This window comes from Cognaticolwellia mytili (assembly GCF_002104475.1).
Taxonomy (GTDB): Bacteria; Pseudomonadota; Gammaproteobacteria; order Enterobacterales; family Alteromonadaceae; genus Cognaticolwellia; species Cognaticolwellia mytili.
Genome location: NZ_NBOF01000001.1, coordinates 557,162 through 578,454, shown reverse-complemented (window position 1 = coordinate 578,454; position 21,293 = coordinate 557,162). Strand labels below are relative to the sequence as shown.

21 protein-coding genes are annotated in these 21,293 nt (G+C 39.3%); 1 reads left to right on the top strand and 20 read right to left on the bottom strand.

Going from position 1 to position 21,293, the window contains the following annotated elements:
* Positions 1 to 137 precede the first annotated feature (137 nt).
* From prpF to B7C41_RS02445, 5 genes are all read right to left on the bottom strand, one after another.
* A complete protein-coding gene (gene prpF, locus B7C41_RS02465; RefSeq protein ID WP_085297162.1) occupies positions 138 to 1,316 on the bottom strand; it encodes a 2-methylaconitate cis-trans isomerase PrpF in 1,179 nt (392 codons plus the stop codon).
* 181 nt (positions 1,317 to 1,497) lie between these two features.
* Entirely contained in the window at positions 1,498 to 4,101 is a 2,604-nt protein-coding gene (gene acnD / locus B7C41_RS02460) for a Fe/S-dependent 2-methylisocitrate dehydratase AcnD (RefSeq protein WP_085297161.1), read from the bottom strand.
* Positions 4,102 to 4,280: 179 nt separating this feature from the next.
* Positions 4,281 to 5,420 (bottom strand): bifunctional 2-methylcitrate synthase/citrate synthase, encoded by a 1,140-nt coding sequence (prpC, locus tag B7C41_RS02455; protein ID WP_085297160.1) that lies wholly within the window; start codon positions 5,418 to 5,420, stop codon positions 4,281 to 4,283.
* Between the two features lie 91 nt (positions 5,421 to 5,511).
* Positions 5,512 to 6,417 (bottom strand): methylisocitrate lyase, encoded by a 906-nt coding sequence (gene prpB, locus B7C41_RS02450; protein WP_085297159.1) that lies wholly within the window; start codon positions 6,415 to 6,417, stop codon positions 5,512 to 5,514.
* Positions 6,418 to 6,483: 66 nt separating this feature from the next.
* The gene (locus tag B7C41_RS02445; protein WP_085297158.1) at positions 6,484 to 7,164 is read right to left on the bottom strand and encodes a GntR family transcriptional regulator; all 681 of its coding nucleotides are present in this window, start codon (positions 7,162 to 7,164) and stop codon (positions 6,484 to 6,486) included.
* Positions 7,165 to 7,706: 542 nt separating this feature from the next.
* On the opposite strand from B7C41_RS02445, the gene B7C41_RS20110 reads away from it, so the two are divergent.
* Positions 7,707 to 7,961, top strand: a complete 255-nt coding sequence (locus B7C41_RS20110; RefSeq protein WP_158089072.1) for a hypothetical protein — start codon at positions 7,707 to 7,709, stop codon at positions 7,959 to 7,961.
* 53 nt (positions 7,962 to 8,014) lie between these two features.
* Here the strand turns inward: B7C41_RS20110 and B7C41_RS02440 are convergent, their stop codons facing one another.
* From B7C41_RS02440 to yceD, 15 genes are all read right to left on the bottom strand, one after another.
* Positions 8,015 to 8,908 carry a hypothetical protein gene (locus B7C41_RS02440; RefSeq protein WP_085297157.1) on the bottom strand — a complete coding sequence of 298 codons (894 nt, stop codon included), beginning with the start codon at positions 8,906 to 8,908 and terminating at the stop codon, positions 8,015 to 8,017.
* A 296-nt stretch (positions 8,909 to 9,204) separates the two neighbouring features.
* The gene (locus tag B7C41_RS02435) at positions 9,205 to 10,434 is read right to left on the bottom strand and encodes a nucleoside recognition domain-containing protein (protein ID WP_085297156.1); all 1,230 of its coding nucleotides are present in this window, start codon (positions 10,432 to 10,434) and stop codon (positions 9,205 to 9,207) included.
* Positions 10,435 to 10,982: 548 nt separating this feature from the next.
* On the bottom strand, positions 10,983 to 11,759 hold the full coding sequence (locus B7C41_RS02430; protein ID WP_085297155.1) for a TatD family hydrolase: 777 nt from the start codon (positions 11,757 to 11,759) through the stop codon (positions 10,983 to 10,985).
* Positions 11,760 to 11,875: 116 nt separating this feature from the next.
* On the bottom strand, positions 11,876 to 12,202 hold the full coding sequence (locus tag B7C41_RS02425) for a PilZ domain-containing protein (protein ID WP_085297154.1): 327 nt from the start codon (positions 12,200 to 12,202) through the stop codon (positions 11,876 to 11,878).
* Positions 12,203 to 12,204: 2 nt separating this feature from the next.
* A complete protein-coding gene (locus tag B7C41_RS02420) occupies positions 12,205 to 13,173 on the bottom strand; it encodes a DNA polymerase III subunit (RefSeq protein ID WP_085297153.1) in 969 nt (322 codons plus the stop codon).
* Between the two features lie 2 nt (positions 13,174 to 13,175).
* Complete coding sequence (tmk, locus tag B7C41_RS02415) at positions 13,176 to 13,811, bottom strand: dTMP kinase (protein WP_085297152.1); 636 nt, start codon at positions 13,809 to 13,811, stop codon at positions 13,176 to 13,178.
* Positions 13,812 to 13,862: 51 nt separating this feature from the next.
* A complete protein-coding gene (gene mltG, locus B7C41_RS02410; protein ID WP_143764266.1) occupies positions 13,863 to 14,963 on the bottom strand; it encodes an endolytic transglycosylase MltG in 1,101 nt (366 codons plus the stop codon).
* An 11-nt stretch (positions 14,964 to 14,974) separates the two neighbouring features.
* Positions 14,975 to 15,787 carry an aminodeoxychorismate lyase gene (gene pabC / locus B7C41_RS02405; protein ID WP_085297151.1) on the bottom strand — a complete coding sequence of 271 codons (813 nt, stop codon included), beginning with the start codon at positions 15,785 to 15,787 and terminating at the stop codon, positions 14,975 to 14,977.
* A 121-nt stretch (positions 15,788 to 15,908) separates the two neighbouring features.
* Complete coding sequence (gene fabF, locus B7C41_RS02400) at positions 15,909 to 17,141, bottom strand: beta-ketoacyl-ACP synthase II (RefSeq protein ID WP_085297150.1); 1,233 nt, start codon at positions 17,139 to 17,141, stop codon at positions 15,909 to 15,911.
* 167 nt (positions 17,142 to 17,308) lie between these two features.
* Complete coding sequence (gene acpP, locus B7C41_RS02395) at positions 17,309 to 17,542, bottom strand: acyl carrier protein (protein WP_085297149.1); 234 nt, start codon at positions 17,540 to 17,542, stop codon at positions 17,309 to 17,311.
* A 161-nt stretch (positions 17,543 to 17,703) separates the two neighbouring features.
* Positions 17,704 to 18,438 carry a 3-oxoacyl-ACP reductase FabG gene (fabG, locus tag B7C41_RS02390; protein WP_085297148.1) on the bottom strand — a complete coding sequence of 245 codons (735 nt, stop codon included), beginning with the start codon at positions 18,436 to 18,438 and terminating at the stop codon, positions 17,704 to 17,706.
* A gap of 5 nt (positions 18,439 to 18,443) precedes the next feature.
* Positions 18,444 to 19,379 carry an ACP S-malonyltransferase gene (gene fabD / locus B7C41_RS02385; protein ID WP_085297147.1) on the bottom strand — a complete coding sequence of 312 codons (936 nt, stop codon included), beginning with the start codon at positions 19,377 to 19,379 and terminating at the stop codon, positions 18,444 to 18,446.
* Between the two features lie 111 nt (positions 19,380 to 19,490).
* Positions 19,491 to 20,525 (bottom strand): phosphate acyltransferase PlsX, encoded by a 1,035-nt coding sequence (gene plsX / locus B7C41_RS02380; RefSeq protein WP_268875396.1) that lies wholly within the window; start codon positions 20,523 to 20,525, stop codon positions 19,491 to 19,493.
* A 9-nt stretch (positions 20,526 to 20,534) separates the two neighbouring features.
* Positions 20,535 to 20,705: a 50S ribosomal protein L32 gene (gene rpmF / locus B7C41_RS02375; RefSeq protein WP_077286058.1), complete on the bottom strand. Its 171-nt coding sequence runs from the start codon at positions 20,703 to 20,705 to the stop codon at positions 20,535 to 20,537.
* Positions 20,706 to 20,745: 40 nt separating this feature from the next.
* The gene (yceD, locus tag B7C41_RS02370; protein ID WP_085297146.1) at positions 20,746 to 21,258 is read right to left on the bottom strand and encodes a 23S rRNA accumulation protein YceD; all 513 of its coding nucleotides are present in this window, start codon (positions 21,256 to 21,258) and stop codon (positions 20,746 to 20,748) included.
* Positions 21,259 to 21,293: the final 35 nt, after the last annotated feature.

The following is a 21,293-nucleotide window of genomic DNA, read 5'->3' as shown; positions in this document are numbered from 1 at the left end:
TAAAAAGACACTTTACTTGCTTTATTAACAGAACATGATGAAAAAAAAGCGCAAACACAGTTACTAGTTGTTCACGCTTAAAATTTATAGGATCTGTTGATGTCTATAGACAGGCTTTAAAAGGATATTTAATACGTTCAAAAAGAATCACCAGGAATACGTACCCAGCCTTCCATCAATACACGGGCGCTTCGGCTCATACTTACTTTTTTAACTGTCCAGTTATCATTAATACACTCAGCTTCTGCACCAACTTTTAATATGCCCGAAGGGTGACCAAAAGTAACATTGTCTTTATCGCCTCCACCTGCTACTACATTAACTAATGTACCTGGAATAGTCGCAGCTGTGCCAATGGCAACCGCAGCAGTCCCCATCATAGCATGGTGTAATTTCCCCATCGATAACGCACGAACATGTAAATCAATTTCACCTACAGCAATGTCTTTACCACTAGAAGAAGTATAAGCTTGTGCTGGTGCAACAAATGCCACTTTCGGTGTATGTTGACGAGATACTGCTTCAGAAATATCTTTAATTAAGCCCATTTTTATAGCGCCGTAGGCACGAATGGTTTCAAAACGTGTTAATGCTACTTCATCACCATTTATAGCTTCTTGCAATTCAGTTCCAGTATATCCAATCTCATCTGCATTTAAGAAAATAGTAGGAATACCCGCCGTAATCATAGTTGCTTTGAATGTACCAATATCAGGTACAACAAGATCATCAACCAAATTTCCCGTAGGGAACATTGCTTCACTTGGATCAACCGGTGCTACGAAATCAACTTGTACTTCAGCTGCAGGAAACGTTACGCCGTCAAGTTCAAAATCGCCAGTTTCTTGCACTTCACCGTTTGTGACTGGTACATGGGCAATAATAGTTTTACTGATATTCTTTTGCCAAATACGCACTTCACAAATGCCATTTTCTGGTATTCTATCTGCATCAACTAATCCTGAGCTGATAGCAAAAGAGCCTACCGCAGCAGTAAGGTTGCCACAGTTACCACTCCAATCAACAAACGCTTTATCAATAGCCACTTGACCAAATAAGTAATCAACATCGTGATCTGCTTGTTCTGATTTAGCTAGAATGACCGTTTTACTGGTACTTGAAGTAGCGCCGCCCATACCATCGGTTTGTTTACCATACGGATCTGGACTGCCAATAACACGTAATAACATATTATCGCGTGCTTCACCGGGCACCTGACAACGTTCTGGTAAATCCGTTAAATTAAAAAATACACCTTTCGACGTACCACCACGAATATACGTAGCAGGAATTTTTACTTGAGGAACATTAGACATTGAACACCTCTGAATTTTTCAATAAAAAAGCAGTAAGTTATTATTTGACTTACTGCTTTATAAATAATTGCACATAATCTATTTGCTTAAAGCAGGGTTTTAGCTTTAGTTCAAGGCAGAAGCGCGGAGTTGACGAACGTCAATGAGCACTTCTAACGATGAAATAAGGCTAAAAAGCCATTTAAGCATTAGATTTCAAGAAATCTGTTGCAAACTTTTGAAGAACCCCACCACCGTTGTACACGGTAACTTCTTCAGCTGTATCTAAACGACACTTCACAGGAATTTCAACAACGTCGCCATTCTTACGTGTCATTACAACTGTCATCGCACCACCTGGTGCTGTAGTACCGATAACGTCATAAGTTTCAGTACCGTCAATGCCGTAAGTATTACGTGTATCACCCTGGGTAAATTCAAGAGGTAATACACCCATACCAATTAGGTTAGTACGGTGAATACGCTCAAACCCCTCTGAAACGATAACTTCAACACCTGCTAAACGAACACCCTTTGCTGCCCAGTCACGTGATGAACCTTGACCGTAATCAGCACCAGCGATGATGATTAATGGCTGCTTGCGGTCCATGTAAGTTTCGATAGCTTCCCACATACGAGACTCAGTTCCTTCAGGCTCGATACGCGCTAATGAACCTTGCTTAACTTCACCATTTGCGTCACGACACATTTCGTTGAACAATTTCGGGTTAGCGAATGTTGCACGTTGCGTAGTTTCATGATCGCCACGATGCGTTGCGTATGAGTTAAAGTCTTCATGCGGTACCCCCATTTTATCAAGGTAAGCACCTGAAGCACTGTTTAACTGAATTGCGTTACTTGGAGATAAATGGTCGGTTGTGATGTTGTCACCAAGTACCGCTAACGGACGCATACCTTTCATAGTACGCTCACCCGCAAGCGCTCCTTCCCAGTATGGAGGACGGCGGATATAAGTACTCTTAAGGTCCCAGTCGTATAATGGACTTTCAGCAGGCTCAAACGCACCTAAATCAAACATTGGCGTGTAGATTTTTTTAAATTGCTCAGGTTTTACTGCAGAAGCAACAATTGCATCGATTTCTTCATCTGATGGCCAAATATCTTTCAAGGTAATGTCGTTACCGTTCTGGTCTTGACCAAGCACGTCTTTTTCGATATCAAAACGCATAGTACCAGCAAGTGCATAAGCAACTACTAATGGTGGCGATGCTAAGAAAGCTTGCTTGGCATGTGGATGAATACGACCATCAAAGTTACGGTTACCAGATAATACAGCCGTTGAATATAAATCACGGTCAATAATTTCTTGTTGTATTTTCGGATCTAATGCACCCGACATACCGTTACACGTAGTACATGCATAACCAACAATACCAAAGCCTAGTTTTTCCATTTCAGATAATAAACCCGCTTCTTCTAGGTAAAGTTTTGCAACTTTTGAACCTGGTGCAAATGAGGACTTAACCCATGGCTTACGAACTAAACCTAACTCATTTGCACGTTTTGCAACTAAACCTGCTGCAACTACGTTGCGAGGATTAGAAGTATTAGTACAAGAAGTGATTGCAGCAATGATAACTGCGCCGTCTGGCATTTCGCCATTAGCTTCCTGTGCTTTGCACTCTTCTAAGTTTTTAGCGATGTCTTTAGATGCCAAGTCAGCTGTCGCTAAGCGACGATGCGGGTTAGATGGACCTGCTAAATTACGACATACCGTTGATAAATCAAACTCAATAACACGTGGGTATTGTGCTTCAACTAAATCACTCGCCCATAAACCAGTGTGTTTTGCGTAAGTTTCAACTAATTGAACTTGTTCTGGCTCACGACCGGTAAGCTTCAAGTAGTCAATGGTTTGTTGATCGATATAGAACATACCTGCAGATGCACCGTATTCTGGTGTCATATTTGAGATAGTTGCACGGTCACCAATGGTTAAATCTTTAGTGCCTTCACCGAAGAATTCTAAATATGAAGACACAACTTTTTCGTTACGTAAGAACTCTGTTATCGCAAGCACCATATCAGTTGCTGTGATGCCTGGTGCACGTTTACCCGTTAACTTAACACCAATAATATCAGGTAATCGCATCATTGATGGACGACCAAGCATGACTGTTTCAGCTTCTAAGCCGCCAACACCTATTGCAATAACACCTAAAGCATCAACATGTGGTGTGTGAGAGTCAGTACCAACACAAGTATCCGGGTAAGCAACACCATCACGTGCTTGAATAACCGGTGACATTTTCTCTAAGTTGATTTGGTGCATAATGCCGTTACCGGCAGGAATGACATCAACATTTTTAAAGGCTGTTTTGCTCCACTCAATAAATTTAAAACGGTCTTTGTTACGACGGTCTTCAATATCACGGTTTTTCTGAAAGGCGTCGGAGTCAAAACCCGGCGCTTCCACAGCAAGAGAGTGATCAACAATTAACTGTGTTGGCACAACAGGGTTAACTTTAGACGGATCGCCACCTTGGTCAGCAATTGCATCACGAAGACCAGCTAAATCAACTAAGGCGGTTTGACCTAAAATATCATGACAAACAACACGTGCTGGGTACCATGGAAAATCAAGATCTTGCTTAACGTTGATAAGTTGTTTTAATGAATCGGTTAATGCTACAGGATCACATTTACGTACTAATTGCTCTGCTAATACACGTGATGTATAAGGTAGTTTTGCGTAACTGCCTGGGGTAATGGCTTCAACGGCTTCACGCGTATCAAAGAAATCAATATTGGCGCCTGGAAGCGGCTTACGGTAATCATAATTCATCATTTATTCCACATTATTTTTACGACAAAGGCGAATTTCAAAAAATGAATCCGCCTTTGTATATTAAGTAAACTCAAGACGAAGGGAGTTGGCTTTAGTTCAAGGCAGATGAAGCGACGCATAGTGTACTATGCGAGCTAACATCTAACGCAGAAATCAAGTCAAATACCAAGTCTCTCCTAACGTTCTGAGATCGCATTAACCTTACGTGGTTCAGCACCGGTATAGTCAGCCGAAGGACGTATAATACGGTTATTAACGCGTTGTTCCATTACATGCGCTGCCCAACCCGTTAAACGTGAACAGACAAATATTGGTGTGAACAACTTAGTTGGAATGCCCATATAGTTATAAGTAGATGCATGGAAGAAATCAGCGTTACAGAATAATTTTTTCGTGTCCCACATAAATTCTTCACACGCGACAGATATATCGTATAAAGAGGTATTACCATTTTCAGCGGCTAATTTTTCAGACCATGCTTTGATAACAACATTACGAGGATCAGAGGTACGGTAAATGGCGTGGCCAAAACCCATAATTTTTTCTTTACGTTCAAGCATACCCGCCATCTGCTCTTTAGCGTCAGCTGGAGATTTGAACTTAAGGATCATATCCATTGCTGCTTCGTTTGCGCCACCATGAAGTGGTCCACGTAAAGTTCCAATCGCACCCGTAATACATGAGAACATGTCTGATAACGTAGATGCACAAACACGTGCTGTAAACGTCGAAGCGTTAAATTCATGCTCAGCATATAAGATTAAAGAAACATCCATAACACGTTTGTGTTGCTCTGAAGGCTCTGCTTGATTTAATAAACGTAAGAAGTGACCACCTAATGAGTCTTCATCAGTCATACAGTCAATTTCAACACCTTCGTGTGAAAACTTATACCAGTAACACATGATTGCAGGGAAAGCGGCTAATAAACGGTTTGCCGCATGACGTTCTTCAGAAAAATCATTTTCTGGTTCAATATTACCTAACATTGAACAGCCTGTACGCATAACGTCCATAGGATGTGTTTCTTTAGGAATAAGTTTTAACGCTGTTTTTACCGCTTCAGGTAAATCACGCATCGCTTTTAATTCAATTTTATAAGCGTCTAATTGCGTTTGGTTCGGTAATTCACCGTTAAAAAGTAAGTAAGCCACTTCTTCAAATGTTGAATTTTCTGCAAGATCGGCAACATCGTAACCACAGTAAGTTAAACCTGAACCTGATTTGCCCACGGTACATAACTTAGTTTCACCTGCACTTTGGCCACGTAAACCTGCACCACCAATCTTTTTCTCAGAAACGCTTTTATCACTCATTGTATTTTCCTCAAATTTGTCATTATTTTTTAATCGCTCAAAATATTGCTGAGTAACTAAATTTATTTTTATTTGTCTCGCACTTTATGTGCTATTTATTTTTACCTTCAGAAAAAAGCACATCAAGCTTTTGCTCATAGTCGTGATAACCAAGGTAGTCGTATAAATCCATACGTGTTTGCATATTATCGATTTCTGCTTTTTGGTCGCCATCCGCTAATAAAGTTTTATAAACAGATTCAGCAGCTTTGTTCATTGCTCTAAATGCTGATAATGGATAAAGCACCATCGCACAACCCCATTCTCCTAACTGCTCTTTATTCCATAATTCCGTTTGACCGAACTCAGTAATGTTGGCAAGTACAGGTACATCTAATGCTTGTGTAAAAGCTCTGTAGTGCTCCTCAGTTTTAACCGCTTCAGCGAAAATACCATCAGCGCCTGCTGCTACATAAGCTTTAGCACGTTCAAGTGCCGCTGCTAAACCTTCTTGAGCAAACGCATCTGTGCGCGCCATAATGAAGAAATCAGGGTCTATACGTGCATCAACAGCAGCGCGAATACGATCAGCCATTTCGTCTGTTGAAACAATTTCTTTGTTTGGACGATGACCACAGCGTTTTTGTGCAACTTGATCTTCAATATGCACCGCTGCAGCACCGGCTTTTTCCATATCACGAATAGTTTTTGCAATATTGAATGCGCCACCCCAACCGGTATCAATATCAACTAATAACGGTAAACTTGAAGCTGAAGTAATACGAGCAACATCTGCAATCACATCATTAAGTGATGTCATGCCTAAATCAGGTAAACCATAAGAAGCATTCGCCACACCACCGCCAGACAGATAAATAGCTTGATGTCCTAACTGTTCAGCCATCATTGCGCAGTAGGCATTAATAGTACCTACAACTTGTAAAGGCTTGTTATTTTCTAATGCTTGGCGAAACTTAGCGCCAGGAGACAGGTTATTTGAAGATAAATTTGTAGACATATCGTTGTCCTTTTAAAATGATAAATGTTGTAATAAATTAATTAAAACGTTCTATATATTCTGACGTTATAATTGCTGACTAATCTTGTTTTCAATGTTTTTTCTTGACGCGGCGATATGTCGCCTCATTAGCATTTCAGCTAATTCACCATCCCTGTCAGCGATAGCATCGATAATGCGCGAATGCTCATCAAAGGCTTTAGTCGCACGCGGACTGTTCATGCCAAACTGGCATCGGTACATACGAACAAGGTGATATAATTGCCCACATAAAATGTTGATTAATTGTTGATTATGACTGCCTAAAATGACTTTATAATGAAAGTCTAAATCGCCTTCTTCTTGATAATAAGAAACTCCATCACGTAAAGCCTTAGAATTTGCGTGCTGTGCAAGCATCGCTTTCATTTCTATAATTTCATCATCAGTCATGTTGTGTGCCGCTTGTCGACATGCCATACCTTCAAGTGCTTCTCGCACTATATAAATTTCTAACAAGCCGGCAATTGAACATTCAACTACACGTGAACCGACATTGGCTTTTCGCTCAATTAAATGACATTTCTCAAGACGATTTAGCGCTTCTCGCAATGTTGAACGACTAATTTGATAGTGCTTTGCTAGCTCGGGCTCACTGATTTTACTGCCAGCTTTTATCGTGCCTTCAACAATAGCATGTAGCATTTGATCAAATACTTTATCTGCGGTAGTCACTACCGCTTGTGTGGTGGGGTTATCCAAAGCCATAATTGTCGACACATTTGAAAATACTGAAGCAATAATAGCGTTTTACAGCAAATAGTCAATGCACCAACCTAAATATTGTCGACAATATTAATTAGACATTAGTCGTAATAAAGCGCATAAAATACCCACTTAAGATAACAAATAGCAATAATAAAATGGCAATAACCGTTTGTAATGTAATGAGAATAACTAATATTCTATTCACTGGACTAATATTTTTCCCTCTAAGATGCAGTATTTCACCTACCTCAAGGAAACATTTTTGCAATAAAGTCCAATATGAGTAACAAGGGGAGCGTAGGCTGCTCAGTTCACTCAGCGTGCGTAATTTGACATATCTTCTATTGCTAAGCTGTATGTGAATTCATACCAAATAAAGTAACTTTGCCATTTTATAGATTCGGAGCCAGTAGCTGTATTTATACATAGGGGTATTGCTCTCGTCATGACCGAGATTGTTCAATGTGCCAAGATAAATAATTAATAGTACACCCACTCTAAATTGAACAATACTAGCTTTTGTACTAGGCCAAATTCGCACTATGATTTCATCTCGTGACTTATGGTCTCCCAAAAGGAAGCAACAAATCAGTTTAGTGAAAACGTCTTATTACCATTGTGTTCGATGGGCTTTTTTATATGGTGAAGATAAACTGCATTTTCTCACACAAGTGTTCATCATTGATGTTTGTGTCTATGCGGTAACGAGCCACCATTACTATGTAGTGTTATTTATTGATGAAGTGAAAACGAAGCAATGGAATCTGCAAGAGGTACTTGAGCGATGGTACAGATAAAACCCCCTTACAATGAAGGGGACTTTTCAAAAAATCAAAGTATAGCTAATAAACTAATCACTATTTTCTTCATTAGGAAATAAGGCTTTATTAATCAACGTTCGTAATTGCAGCCAAGCCGTAATTTCATCGGTGATTTTTTCATTGCCAAAATCATAAGCTTCTAATAGATCATCCAAATGCTGTTTCGTCGCAAGTAAATATTGTTCACTATTATGATTAATAGTTTCAACTTCTTTAGCCGAGGAGTTATAACAATAAGATGTACGACACAGTGCCAAGGCTTTTTCGAATTGCTCAACAGCGTTATTAACAATTGCTATCGTCGTGCTACTTTCTGATGTCAAAAGCTGTTCAAGCGTTGTTAACCAGTACTTGTTATTAATAAGTTCGAATTTGAAGAAGTGGGTATTTTTTTTCGCAAGCGCTCTGGTGGTGGCTTCCAATAGAGCAATGTTAATTTTGCTCTGCTCGGCAAGTTGCTCGATTTTTATCTCGTTGTCAACGGTTGTGGCAATCAATTGACAGCCAGGTTTTATCGCTTGAAAACCACTGCCACCTTCCATTTTTATTAACTTAAAAGTGTAATCAGCCGCGAGGCTATTTAATGAAAATGATGACCTTTCATCACTATCACGCGTACCTGCAAGATTCCCGGTTGAAACAATATTGCCATCTCGGCTAAGTTGGTACTGAAAACTTAATGGCCGCATAGATTGACACTGAAAATTAACCTCTAAACTTGGGCTTTTTACGGTGTTATTGTTTTCAGGCAAACTGAATGTATATTCGCGGTCAGGTAAAGTACAAGGTGGAATATAACGTACACCTTGAGTTGTTTCTCTAGACTGACAATGTTCTTGAACATCAAACAATACTTTTGATTCGGCATTGGCAGGGTTTATTGTTAGCAGAGTTGCGCTTAGCGCGGCAAAAAATAACTTCATTACTATTCCTTTAGTAGGTGTCACTTAAACTTAAATAAATCTGAAAAGATAATCGTTCATTTATTCTACGAAACGCTAGCTTAACAAACAACATAACCAAGTGGCGAGTTATTTTTGTAACCAATTGTAATAATTCAACAATCCCATAAATTTGTGATGGAGGTAACCTATTTGGTCATCGCTTTTATTCAATATAAGGGCATGTAAATAGGCCTATATAGTTCCCTGCTGTGATAAGCATGGGCTTATCACAGACAGAACGCCAAGATGAGTAAACGCCGCCATGTTAAAAACAACTAACCAAAAAACCAATAACACACCCCAATTGCGGCACTAATACCAGCAAAGTCGGCAATAAGGCCACAAGCTAAAGCATGACGACTGTAACGTATTCCCACTGAGCCGAAATACACCGCCAAGACATAAAAAGTAGTTTCTGTCGAGCCTTGAACAATAGAAGCTAATCGTCCGGCAAAAGAGTCCGCACCATGGGTACTCATGGTTTCAATCATCATAGCTCTAGCACCTGAACCACTCAACGGATTCATAAACGCGGTAGGTAAGGCATCAACAAATCTTGTATCAGCATTAAAATAAGTAACCACCGTTCTAATCGCTTCAACGATAAGATCTAATGCGCCACTTGCCCTAAATACGCCAATCGCACACAGCATAGCTAATAAATAAGGGATGAGTTTTATACTGGTTTCAAAACCCTGTTTTGCCCCTTCGATAAAGCTGTCATAAACATTTACTTGCCGCTTTAACGCGAAGAAAATAAAACTTATCAAGGTTGAAAAAATTAATAAGTTGCCCATCAAAGACGACTGCTGCGCTAATAAGTCGGCACTTAACGTGGCAAAATATGCTGCGACACCACCAATTAAAGCAATACCAGCAGAAAGATAAAGCATAACAGTTTGTTGGTAGAGTTTTATTTTTTGCACAAAAGCAACGGCAAATAAACCTGCAAGTGTTGATGCCGTTGTCGCTAATAAAATCGGTACAAAAACATCGGTTGGGTTTAATGCACCTTGCTGAGCACGATAGACAAAAACGGTTATGGGAAATAAGGTTACAGAAGAGGTATTTAACACCAAAAATAATATTTGTGCGTTAGTTGCTGTATTTTTATTGGTATTAAGCGATTGTAAGTCTTGCATCGCTTTTAATCCCAGCGGAGTCGCTGCATTGTCCAAACCAAGAAAATTGGCCGATAAGTTCATGGTCATCGAACCAATGGCTGGATGACCTTTTGGCACACCTGGCATTAATCGCGTAAATAACGGCGAAATTATTTGAGCCAGCTTATCAATAATACCGGCATGCTCAGCAATTTTCATCATACCAAGCCAAAAGCTCAACACACCAATTAAACCAATCGCAATATCAACGGTCACTTTTGACATATCAAAAATAGCATTGACGATTTGCTCAAAAACTAATACCTGATCAAAGACTAACCATTGTATTAGCGCAGAAATAAAGGCAACAAAGAAAAAACCACTCCAAATACGACTTAACAAACCTACTCTCTTATATACCCAAGTCACTTAAATATGCAATTTCAGACATCTTCAGATGGCTTGGGAATAACAATTAATGTATTTTTATTATAAAAATATCATGACACACAAAACTATTATTGCCTAGCTAACGACCGCTACCAACCTGTAAGAAAACTGTGCAAAAGCAGTAGACAAGCGGTGGGTAATATTTTCAACATATCAATATCATCAAACAAAAATCCATTCTAAATTCTTATTTTTCAATATCATAGTTATTATAGAAATATTTTTGCATTTAATTAAGCTTACACTACACTTAATTCTACAGGTTACTTATCAACCTGTTGCTCGCAATATATAACTCTACCGCTAGTCAGTAGAGTAATTTTTAAAGTAGTTTAGATTTTACTGGTTATCGTTAATTTTATTTGACAGTTTATTAGCGCAGGCTCATCTCCTTTTGAGCCATCCCCTGAGCCCAAAATCAGCAGTGATTTTGGGCTATTTTTATGCCTTTATTCTAAATAACCTACTAATAACCTTCCCAGTAAATGCTCTAGTAAATATTACGCTTTAGTTTGCGCAAATAAGCGATGGAAGTTATCAGTTGATTGCTTAGCAATTTCAGCAACAGATGTGCCGCGAATACTAGCAAGGTGCTTAGCTACTTCAACAACATAGGCTGGTTGGTTTTGTTTACCTCGATGTGGCACTGGCGCAAGATAAGGCGCATCAGTTTCAATAAGGAATCGATCAGCAGGTACTTTCTTTGCCACTTCCCTCAATGCACTGGCATTTTTAAAGGTGACGATACCTGAGAATGAAATATAAAACCCCATAGCGATTGCTTGCTCTGCCATTTCCCAACTTTCGGTAAAACAGTGTAATATGCCGCCAACATTTTCTGCATGCTCTTCACGTAATATTGCTAACGTATCTTCCTGAGCATCTCGAGTATGAATAATTAATGGCTTGTTCAATTGATTGGCGACACGTACGTGTTTACGAAAAGAATCTAATTGAACTTGCTTAGTTTCTGGTGCGTAAAAATAATCTAAGCCTGTTTCACCAATAGCAACAACCCTTGGATTTGTCGCCAATTCCTGCAATTGCTCTGGGTTTATTTCATCATCTTGATTTAGCGGGTGTGCACCACAGGTTAGCCAAACATTGTCATACTTAGCTGTTTTCTCAGCCATTGCAGGAAATTCTTCTAGCGTCACACTGACGCATAAAAGTGTGTTGACGTTATTTTCAAGTGCCGCGTTAACGACGTTATCTAAATTATTATCAAATTCTTCAAGTTTTAATCTATCTAAATGACAATGGGAATCTATAAACACAAGGTTACTCCACACGAAAGTGTTATTTTATTATACAATTTTTATTTTTAGCGTTTTATCTAATGATGAAGACCAGATTAGCCAGTACTACCGTCAGAAAATATATCGCTATTTTCTTACATTGATAAGGTGGGATCAGAAGAGTTAAGTAAACGACCAATAGCTTTATCTATTTGACTGCGAATATTATCTGGGTCACTAATAAAGCTGACGCCAATGCCCGCCGGCGTACCGCTTTGTACACCAATTGGCGTGATCCAAGACACTTTACCAATAACCTCCGAAGATTCTAAAGAGTCTGGCAGTATCACAATTAATTTTACATCAGTTGCCAATTCAATCGGCTCAGTGGTACGTATAAACAACCCGCCCTTTTTCATAAAAGGCATATAGGATTGATACAAATCACGATCGGTAATAAATTCAAGCCTGATATTTTCCAAAACTAGTCCCCTGCACTATAAACTATGCGGCTGATATCAACCAAAAGCTTCTCACTTAAAAATTGTCGGTTCACTTGTACTAGTGTTTTCAATTTCATATTCGCAGTTTGTATTAAACGATATATTTGCCAAAGTTGCTCAGCATCTAAGTTAATTTCTACACCACTTGATTTAGTCATGCTCCAACGCCATTGCTCACGTGTTAAATCGACAATAACTTTCTCAAACCAGCGCATCGCGTTGCTGTTATCAACCAGTGCTTTAAGTAATTCAGCCCGGTGCGCATGATAGCATAGGTACTGTTTGATATTATTACGAAATGTTTGAAAGTCGTTGGCAACACTTGCATCAGACAATTCACTATAATGACTAAGGTTAGCAAATAAATCAGATTTTTTCTGATTGTCTTGTAAGCTAGCCTGTTGACCATCATCTGTAGAAAATGCTGCGAATAGGTTTTCGCCCATCGGCGGACGTATTTTAAACTGCTGACATCGGCTTATGATAGTTGGCAACAAGGTTTCAGCGCTATTGGTTGTTAATATAATAAAACTATTAACTGTTGGCTCTTCTAAAGTTTTCAATAAGGCGTTAGCTGCTGAAACAGTCATGGTATCAGCTTGTTTAACCCAAGCAGTTTTCGCAGTGCCAATATGCGCTGTTTTCTCAAAAAACTGGCTGAGTTTGCGAACCTCATCAACACCTATCGTCGCTTTATCTGTACTTAGAGTTATATGATCAGGATAACTATTACTGGCAGACAATTTACAAGCTTTACATTGCTTACAAGCATGCAATATATTTAGATCATCAACATAATAGTGCTGACATAGCAAAATCTGAGTTAACCACAAAGCAAGCTCTTCATGCCCTGCACCTTTTACACCAGAAAACAACAAAGCATGCGGCAACTTGTTCGATTGTACTTGCCTTGAAAGCTGTTGCTGAGTTGTTTTTAGCCATGCTTGCATGATTAGCCTTGCTCTTTTGCTATGAAACTTTCTACGGTACGAGCGACATCTTTATGCACTTTGCCCATTGTCTGACTAGCATCAATAATATCAGTGCTTTCTGAGGCTGTTGCCAATTCAAGGTACTTATTTCGTACTCGCTCAAAAAACTCAATTTTTTCTAATTCGATACGATCAAGTTCACCACGTGCTTGCGCTCGACCTAAACCTAATTCGGGTGCAAGGTCTAAATAAACCGTTAAATCTGGTGTAAATCCTTTCAGGGTAACATCAGCAATCGCATTCATTATTTCATCATCAAATTGTCGACCACCACCTTGGTATGCACGAGAAGATAAATCATGACGATCGCCAATCACCCAAGTACCTTGTTCTAATGCTGGTAATATTCTATTTGCTAAAAGTTGGCTGCGACTTGCATACATTAGCAATAACTCAGTTTCTTGCGTTAAGACTTCATCATGGCTAGCAGATTTAACAATATCACGTAATGATTCGGCCAACGGCGTACCACCCGGTTCTCGGGTTTTTATATAAGCAATACCATGCTTTTCTAATACTGCTTCAATAACGCTAATTGCTGAAGATTTGCCAGCACCTTCAATGCCCTCGACAACAATAAACTGACCTTTTTTCATGGTTAAATGTTCCAAAATACTTTGATTAAACGTTAAATTTAAATACTAAAATTACTTTTTCTTACGCAGATAATCAGTCACCGCGCGATTATGATCGGCTAAGTTAGTCGAAAATATGTGTTCGCCGTTACCGTTACTAACAAAATACAAGAACTCTGTTGTTGCAGGTGAAAATGCAGCATCTAAGGCATTTTTACCCGGCATTGCGATCGGCGTAGGCGTTAGTCCTTTAATTTTTCGGGTATTGTACGGCGTTTTACCTCGAAGGTGCTTATATTTAATATCGCCATAGTAGTGCTCACCTAAACCATAGATTACCGTTGGGTCGGTTTGTAAGCGCATTTTTTTATGGAGTCTGTTGACAAAAACCGAGGCAATTATTTCATGTTCAGCATACTTGCCACTTTCTTTTTCAATAATCGACGCCATCGTTAGTGCTTCATGCTTCGTTTTATAAGGCAAGTTGGTATTACGCTTTTGCCAGCGTTTATCAAGTTCTTGCAGCATTTTATTATGTGCCCTGCTAAGAATGGCAATATCTGAGTCGCCCAGCGAGAAAGCATAAGTATCAGGGTAGAAGTAACCTTCAGGGTTTTTACTTGTAATGTTAAATTGTTGAGCAAGTATAGCTAGCGCCTGCATCTTTTCGTCATTATTGACAAAAGAAACAGAAAATTCATTCGCGACGCCTTCATTGAAAACAGCCGGTAATTTATGGGTTATATTTTTAGTTTTTGCGAGTAGTTCAAGCCATTGCTTTATTGATGTTCCTTCGATAAAAGTAATACTAAATTGGTGCTCTTTTCCAGCGACAACCGTTTTCAGTAAATCAATAAGCGATGTTTCAGGTATAACTTGATAAGTACCTGACTTTATGTTTGCAAGTTCTGCATTAAAGCGCACATAATTGCGTAGCCAAAAGCGATTTTCGATCCAACCTTTTTGGACCAATTGTTTTGAAAATTGATTAAACGAACTGCCTTTTTCAATAGTAATAAGTTCAATTTTTTCAACTGCCATCGCTTGCTGAATTTTCGTTTGTGCGGTATACACTAAAGTAATAATGGCAATACTAGTTACCACAAACATAACTGCAACAAATGCCAGTATTGTACGGATGATTTTTGGTAAGCTTTGCATAGATATCGTCATGTATTGGGTAATCAACTATCGAAGGTTAAGCATTGTTTTTGAATATCTTCTACCAAGGAAATATCTAATACTTTTAAGTTAAAGATTTTGACTGGCACTATACCTAAAATAGCATTACTAATAAACATAGCGTCGATATTATCTATATCCGTTAGCCTATAGTCTCCTACCAAAACATCTGGATTCAAATTCATAATTCGCGTGCGCATTATCCCTGAAACGCCAGCACTGGCTAATGAAGGTGTATGCCATTGTCCATTTTTTTGCCAGAAGACATTAGCGCTGCAGCATTCGGTAATATTGTCATTAATATCTGTAACCAATAAGTCATCTTCTGAGCGTTGGTCTAGTTCCTTCCTCAATAACACTTGCTCTAATCGATTTAAGTGCTTTAAGCCGGCTAACATAGGATTGACACCTAATTGCTGCTTACTAATGCCAACGGTGATGCCGTGTTTTTGCCATTGATCATAAAAGTTTGGGTAGTCATGACGGCTAATAATAACTTGTGCTTGGTTAGCGCCAAGTCGTGAATATCCGCGCCCACCACTGCCACAAGTCACAATGACTTTCACAACACCTTTGTTGACATCTTTACTCACTTGGCACATTTTCTCGGCAATTGAGCTGGTATTAATGTCAGGCAAGCCTAGTCTTTGGCTCTGCAGTGTTAAGCGAGCTAAGTGCTGCTCTAACATAACAACTTTGCCGTCAAGGACTAACGCGGTGGTAAAGCAGCCATCACCATACGCTAAACCACGGTCGTAAATTGAAATAACATCGAGTGCTTGTTCATCAACAAAACTTAAGGTCATAATTTCCATAAAAAAAACCTGAATACTTAGGTTAAGTATTCAGGCTTAATGCGGTTAGTTCAAGTGGTATTACAACAAATTTCACATTTATTAGAATAAACAAGCAATAGTAATTGCCACTATACGTTCATTAAACTTTTTTAAAGATTAATGAACCATTAGTGCCACCAAAACCAAATGAATTACAAAGTGCATACTCTAAGTTCACATCACGCGCTGTATGCGCAATATAATCGAGATCACAACCTTCATCAGGGTTATCTAAGTTAATGGTTGGTGGAACTGCATTATTCACTAAAGCTTGGATACTAAAGATTGCTTCTACCGCGCCTGCCGCACCTAACAAATGACCAGTCATTGACTTAGTCGACCCGACCATAACGCTATTTGCTAAGTCGCCAAATACAGATTTCACCGCATTCGTTTCAGCAATATCACCGGCAGGTGTTGATGTACCATGAGCATTAATATAACCAATTTTAGCAATATCAACTTTAGCATCGTTAATGGCATTTTTCATTGCCAACGCTGCGCCTGCACCATCAGCAGGTGGTGACGTCATATGATACGCATCGCCACTCATGCCAAAGCCTGCAAGCTCTGCATAAATGTTGGCGCCACGAGCCTTCGCATGTTCATACTCTTCAAGTACAAGTACCCCTGCACCGTCGCCTAAAACAAAGCCGTCTCGGTCTTTATCCCAAGGACGAGACGCTTGTTGTGGTGCGTCATTACGGGTTGACATTGCACGTGCTGCGCCAAAGCCTCCCATACCTAACGTTGTTGAGGCTTTTTCTGCACCACCAGCAACCATGGCATCAGCGTCACCGTATGCAATCATACGTGCTGCGTGGCCAATGTTATGTACACCACTCGTACAAGCAGTAACAATAGAAATATTAGGGCCTTTCATACCAAACATAATTGATAAGTGACCTGCTATCATATTAATAATGGTAGAAGGTACAAAAAATGGTGACAGCTTGCGCGGACCACTTTTTAATAACTTAGTATGATTTTCTTCAATTAGACCTAAACCACCAATACCCGAACCAACGGCAACGCCGATACGCTGAGCATTTTCTTCTGTGATTTCTAGACCTGAGTCTTTAACAGCTTGCACACCAGCTGCAACGCCATATTGAATAAATAGATCCATTTTTTTGGCTTCTTTACGAGCCATGTAATCTTGTGCATCAAAATCTTTTACTAAACCTGCAAAGCGCGTTGGATACAATGAAGTATCAAAATGCGTAATGTCAGAAATACCACTTTGTCCAAGTAGTAGGTTTTGCCAGGTTGATTCAGGGCTGTTGCCTAAAGGGCTAAGCATGCCAAGACCGGTAACTACAACGCGTCTCATGAGATGTGCTGCCTCCGATAGGGTAGAATAAGAGAAGGTGTTTTATATCAGCGTACTTAACGCTTAGTTTAACTTAGGTTAAGTGTTAGCTTATCAATATTTTAAAACGGTAAAAACAAATCAGGCGGTAATTAAACCGCCTGAAATCAACAACGTTCGTTTACTTATTACTGGTTAGCAGTAACGTAATCGATTGCAGCTTGAACTGTAGTGATTTTCTCAGCTTCTTCATCTGGAATTTCAGTATCAAATTCTTCTTCTAACGCCATTACTAATTCAACAGTGTCTAACGAGTCAGCACCTAAGTCGTCAACAAATGAAGCTTCAACTTTTACTTCGTCTTCGCTTACACCAAGTTGCTCAATAGTAATTTTTTTAACGCGTTCTATGATAGTACTCATTTTTTTTCCTTTACTAGAAAATACAATTTTTCAGAATTGTATGTAGTTTATTCGTCATGAGCCAACCATGCAAGCTTCTAATTTTACTTTTTTGCTGGTCGAACCTGTGACAGTTTATTATTTGTTCGAATTTAATACAACACCCAAATGAGCGAGTATGATTAAACCATATACATGCCGCCATTTACGTGTAATGTTTCACCCGTAATGTAAGCTGCTGAGTCTGATGCTAAAAAAGCAACTGCATTGGCAATTTCTTCTGGCTTACCTAAACGGTTAGCAGGAACTTGCGCAAATATACCTTCTTTTTGCTCATCAGTTAATGTTTGAGTCATGTCCGTATCAATAAAACCTGGAGATACAGTATTAACAGTAATACCACGAGACGCTACTTCACGCGCTAATGACTTAGTGAAACCAATTAAGCCCGCTTTAGCTGTTGCATAGTTAACTTGACCAGCATTACCCATAGTCCCGACAACAGAGCCAATATTAATAATGCGACCGTGGCGTTTCTTCATCATTGAACGAAGAACCGCTTTACTAATCTTAAATACTGATGAAAGATTGGTATCAATGATATCGTTCCATTCGTCATTTTTCATTCGCATCATCAAATTATCGCGTGTGATACCGGCATTATTCACCAAAATATCAACTGCACCGTGCTTTTCTTTGATTAAATCAAACATTGCACTAATGGAATCATCATCAGTTACATTAAGCACTAAACCGCAATCTGCGCCCAAGTATTCACTGATATTAGCAGCACCATGCTCTGATGTTGCTGTACCGATAACTGTTCCGCCTAATTCTTTTAGTTGTGTTGCAATAGCTTTACCTATGCCACGACTAGCTCCGGTCACTAAAATGACCTTTCCTTCTAATGAAAACATATCTTTTACTCTACTGATTCTAATGCTTTGGTTAATGACGCACTGTCATTAACAGATTGACAACTAATGGTTTTGTCGATGCGCTTTAACAGACCTTGTAATACTTTACCTGGGCCCGCTTCAATTACTTGCTCAACACCGTTTTGTGCTAAATACTGAATGGTTTCAGTCCAACGTACTGGACTATATAATTGCTTTATTAAAGCAGTTTTAATTGCTTGCGCCGAACTTTCAATGGCAACATCAACATTATTAACCACTGAAATATTTGGCGTATTAAAGGTAATATTATTAAATTCTTCAGCTAACTTATCAGCAGCATCCTTCATTAATGCACAATGCGAAGGCACACTCACAGGTAAAGGCAACGCTCTTTTAGCGCCTGCTTCTTTACATAACTCACCAGCACGCTCAACTGCCGCTTTATTACCAGCAATAACAACTTGTCCTGGAGAGTTAAAGTTAACTGCAGAAACCACTTCTCCCTGCGCTGCTTGAGCACAAGCTTCAATAATTTTATCATCCGCCAAGCCGATGATAGCGTACATAGCACCAGTTCCTGCAGGAACTGAAGCTTGCATAAATTCGCCACGTTTTTCTACTAATTTAACCGCATCAGCCAGAGAAAACACACCAGCACACACTAGTGCAGAATACTCACCTAAACTATGTCCGGCTAAAATAGTAGGTTTTACAGATGAAGATGCTTGCCACAAGCGCCATATAGCAACACTAGCTGTCAATAAAGCGGGTTGTGTGAAGTTTGTTTGGTTTAACTTTTCAACAGGCCCCTGCTGAACTAATTGCCACAAATCGTAACCCAAAGCATCAGATGCTTCAGAAAATGTATTTTGCACTACTTCGTGATCAGAAAAATCCGCTAGCATCGCTAGTGACTGTGATCCTTGACCAGGAAAGACAAACGCTAAATTGTTTTGCATTGTTAGACCCAAATTATTGTAATATTTTGTGTTTGTGCAACATAGGTAATTAAAACACCTATGTCGTCATAATTTTTCCAGCTAGTTTAAACATGTGGCGATAAAGTAAAACTAATCTTTATGGCAGAAACTATGTTCAAGCTGGTCTTTAATTTTCGCTGGAACTTGTCTTTCGATCTCTGTCACAGCTTCTGTAATCGCGGTATAAAAAGCAGTAACATTTGCGTTACCGTGACTTTTCACCACAATACCGCGCAATCCTATCAAACTTGCACCGTTATACTGGTCGGGGTTCATGGGTTTAAACAGTTTTTTTATTGTACCAGACAGTAGTTTGCCCATAATTTGAGCTAAAAAATGTTTTTTGATGATTTCTTGCAACTGCTTATAAACCATTCTTGCCACACCTTCACAGGTTTTTAATGCAACATTACCGACAAAACCGTCACAAACAATAACATCAGCTTTATTAGTAAAAATATCATTACCTTCAATAAAACCGATATAGTTGATGTTTTCGTTAGCTAATAAATAACTAGCCGTTTGCTTGATGTGATCACTACCCTTGTTATCTTCCTCACCCATATTCAACAATGCCACTTTAGGGCGCTCAATACCATCCACCTCTTTCGCCATCACAGAGCCCATTATGGCAAACTGATATAAGACACTAGAGTCGCAAAATACATTGGCACCTAAGTCCAACATAAAGACATGTTGCTTAGGTTTATTGGTTGGTAAAGCAGAAATTAACGCGGGGCGTTCAACACCAGGTAAAGTTTTTAAAACAAAGTGAGCCATAGAGAATAGTGCGCCAGTATTACCCGCACTAACACAAGCTTGTGCTTGACCATCATGTACTAAATCCAATGCTTTTCGCATTGATGATTTCTTTTTATGACGTAAGGCAAAAATTGGCTTATCATCCATCGCAACAATTTCAGTTGTTGGATAAATAGTTATTCTTGGATGAGGATAAATTTGTGATTTTTCTAATGCTTCGACAATGACGGACTCGTCACCACAAAGTAATAAATGTAGATTAGGTAAATTCGCTACTGCTAGAATTGCAGCAGGAAGTGTTACATGGGGGCCTTGATCGCCCCCCATAACATCTAACGCTATGGTTAGATTAATCAAAAGAATCGTTACAGATTACTTATTGATTACTTTAACACCTTTGTAAAAGCCGTCAGCTGTTACATGGTGGCGACGGTGAGTTTCACCAGATACTGGATCTGTTGATAAATGCGTTGCCGTTACTGCGTCATGTGAACGGCGCATGCCACGTCTTGAACGAGACTTTTTGCTCTTTTGAACTGCCATTGCCTACTCCTAAAAAATTCGGTTGTTTAGTTAAAATTAACTATTTAAGTTTTTTCAATACATCAAATGGGTTCGGTTTTTCTAGCTCTTCCGGCAACTCGCCCCAAACACTATCAGCTGGAGACTGACAATCTTTAATTGAGTGCCTTGGAATTAGAGGAATCGCAAGTAAAAACTCGTCTTCCACTAATTCTAGCAAGTTAACTTCGCCATTTTCATCTAATTCAATTGCGTCATAATATGACGGCAACTCAGCTTCAGCTTCTTCGTCTTTCACTGGACTAAAAGTAAAACTCACTTCTAGTGCCAAATCAAACTCATCAGTACATCGCTGACAAATCAATGCAACCGTTGCCGATGCAGTGCCTGATACTACTACCAAACCCTGTTCATCCACACCAAAATTAACATTCACTTGGACTTGCTCACATTGTGCATCACACACAGCAAGCAATCTATTCATCCCAGATACTTCAAAGTATCCGTCACACACTAACTTTCGTTGTGCGCTTCTAGATGGGTCTATCGTTATCGGGAGTTTAAGATTTTTCATAAGGCGCGCATAATAAAGTGCCTACCGTCTTGTGT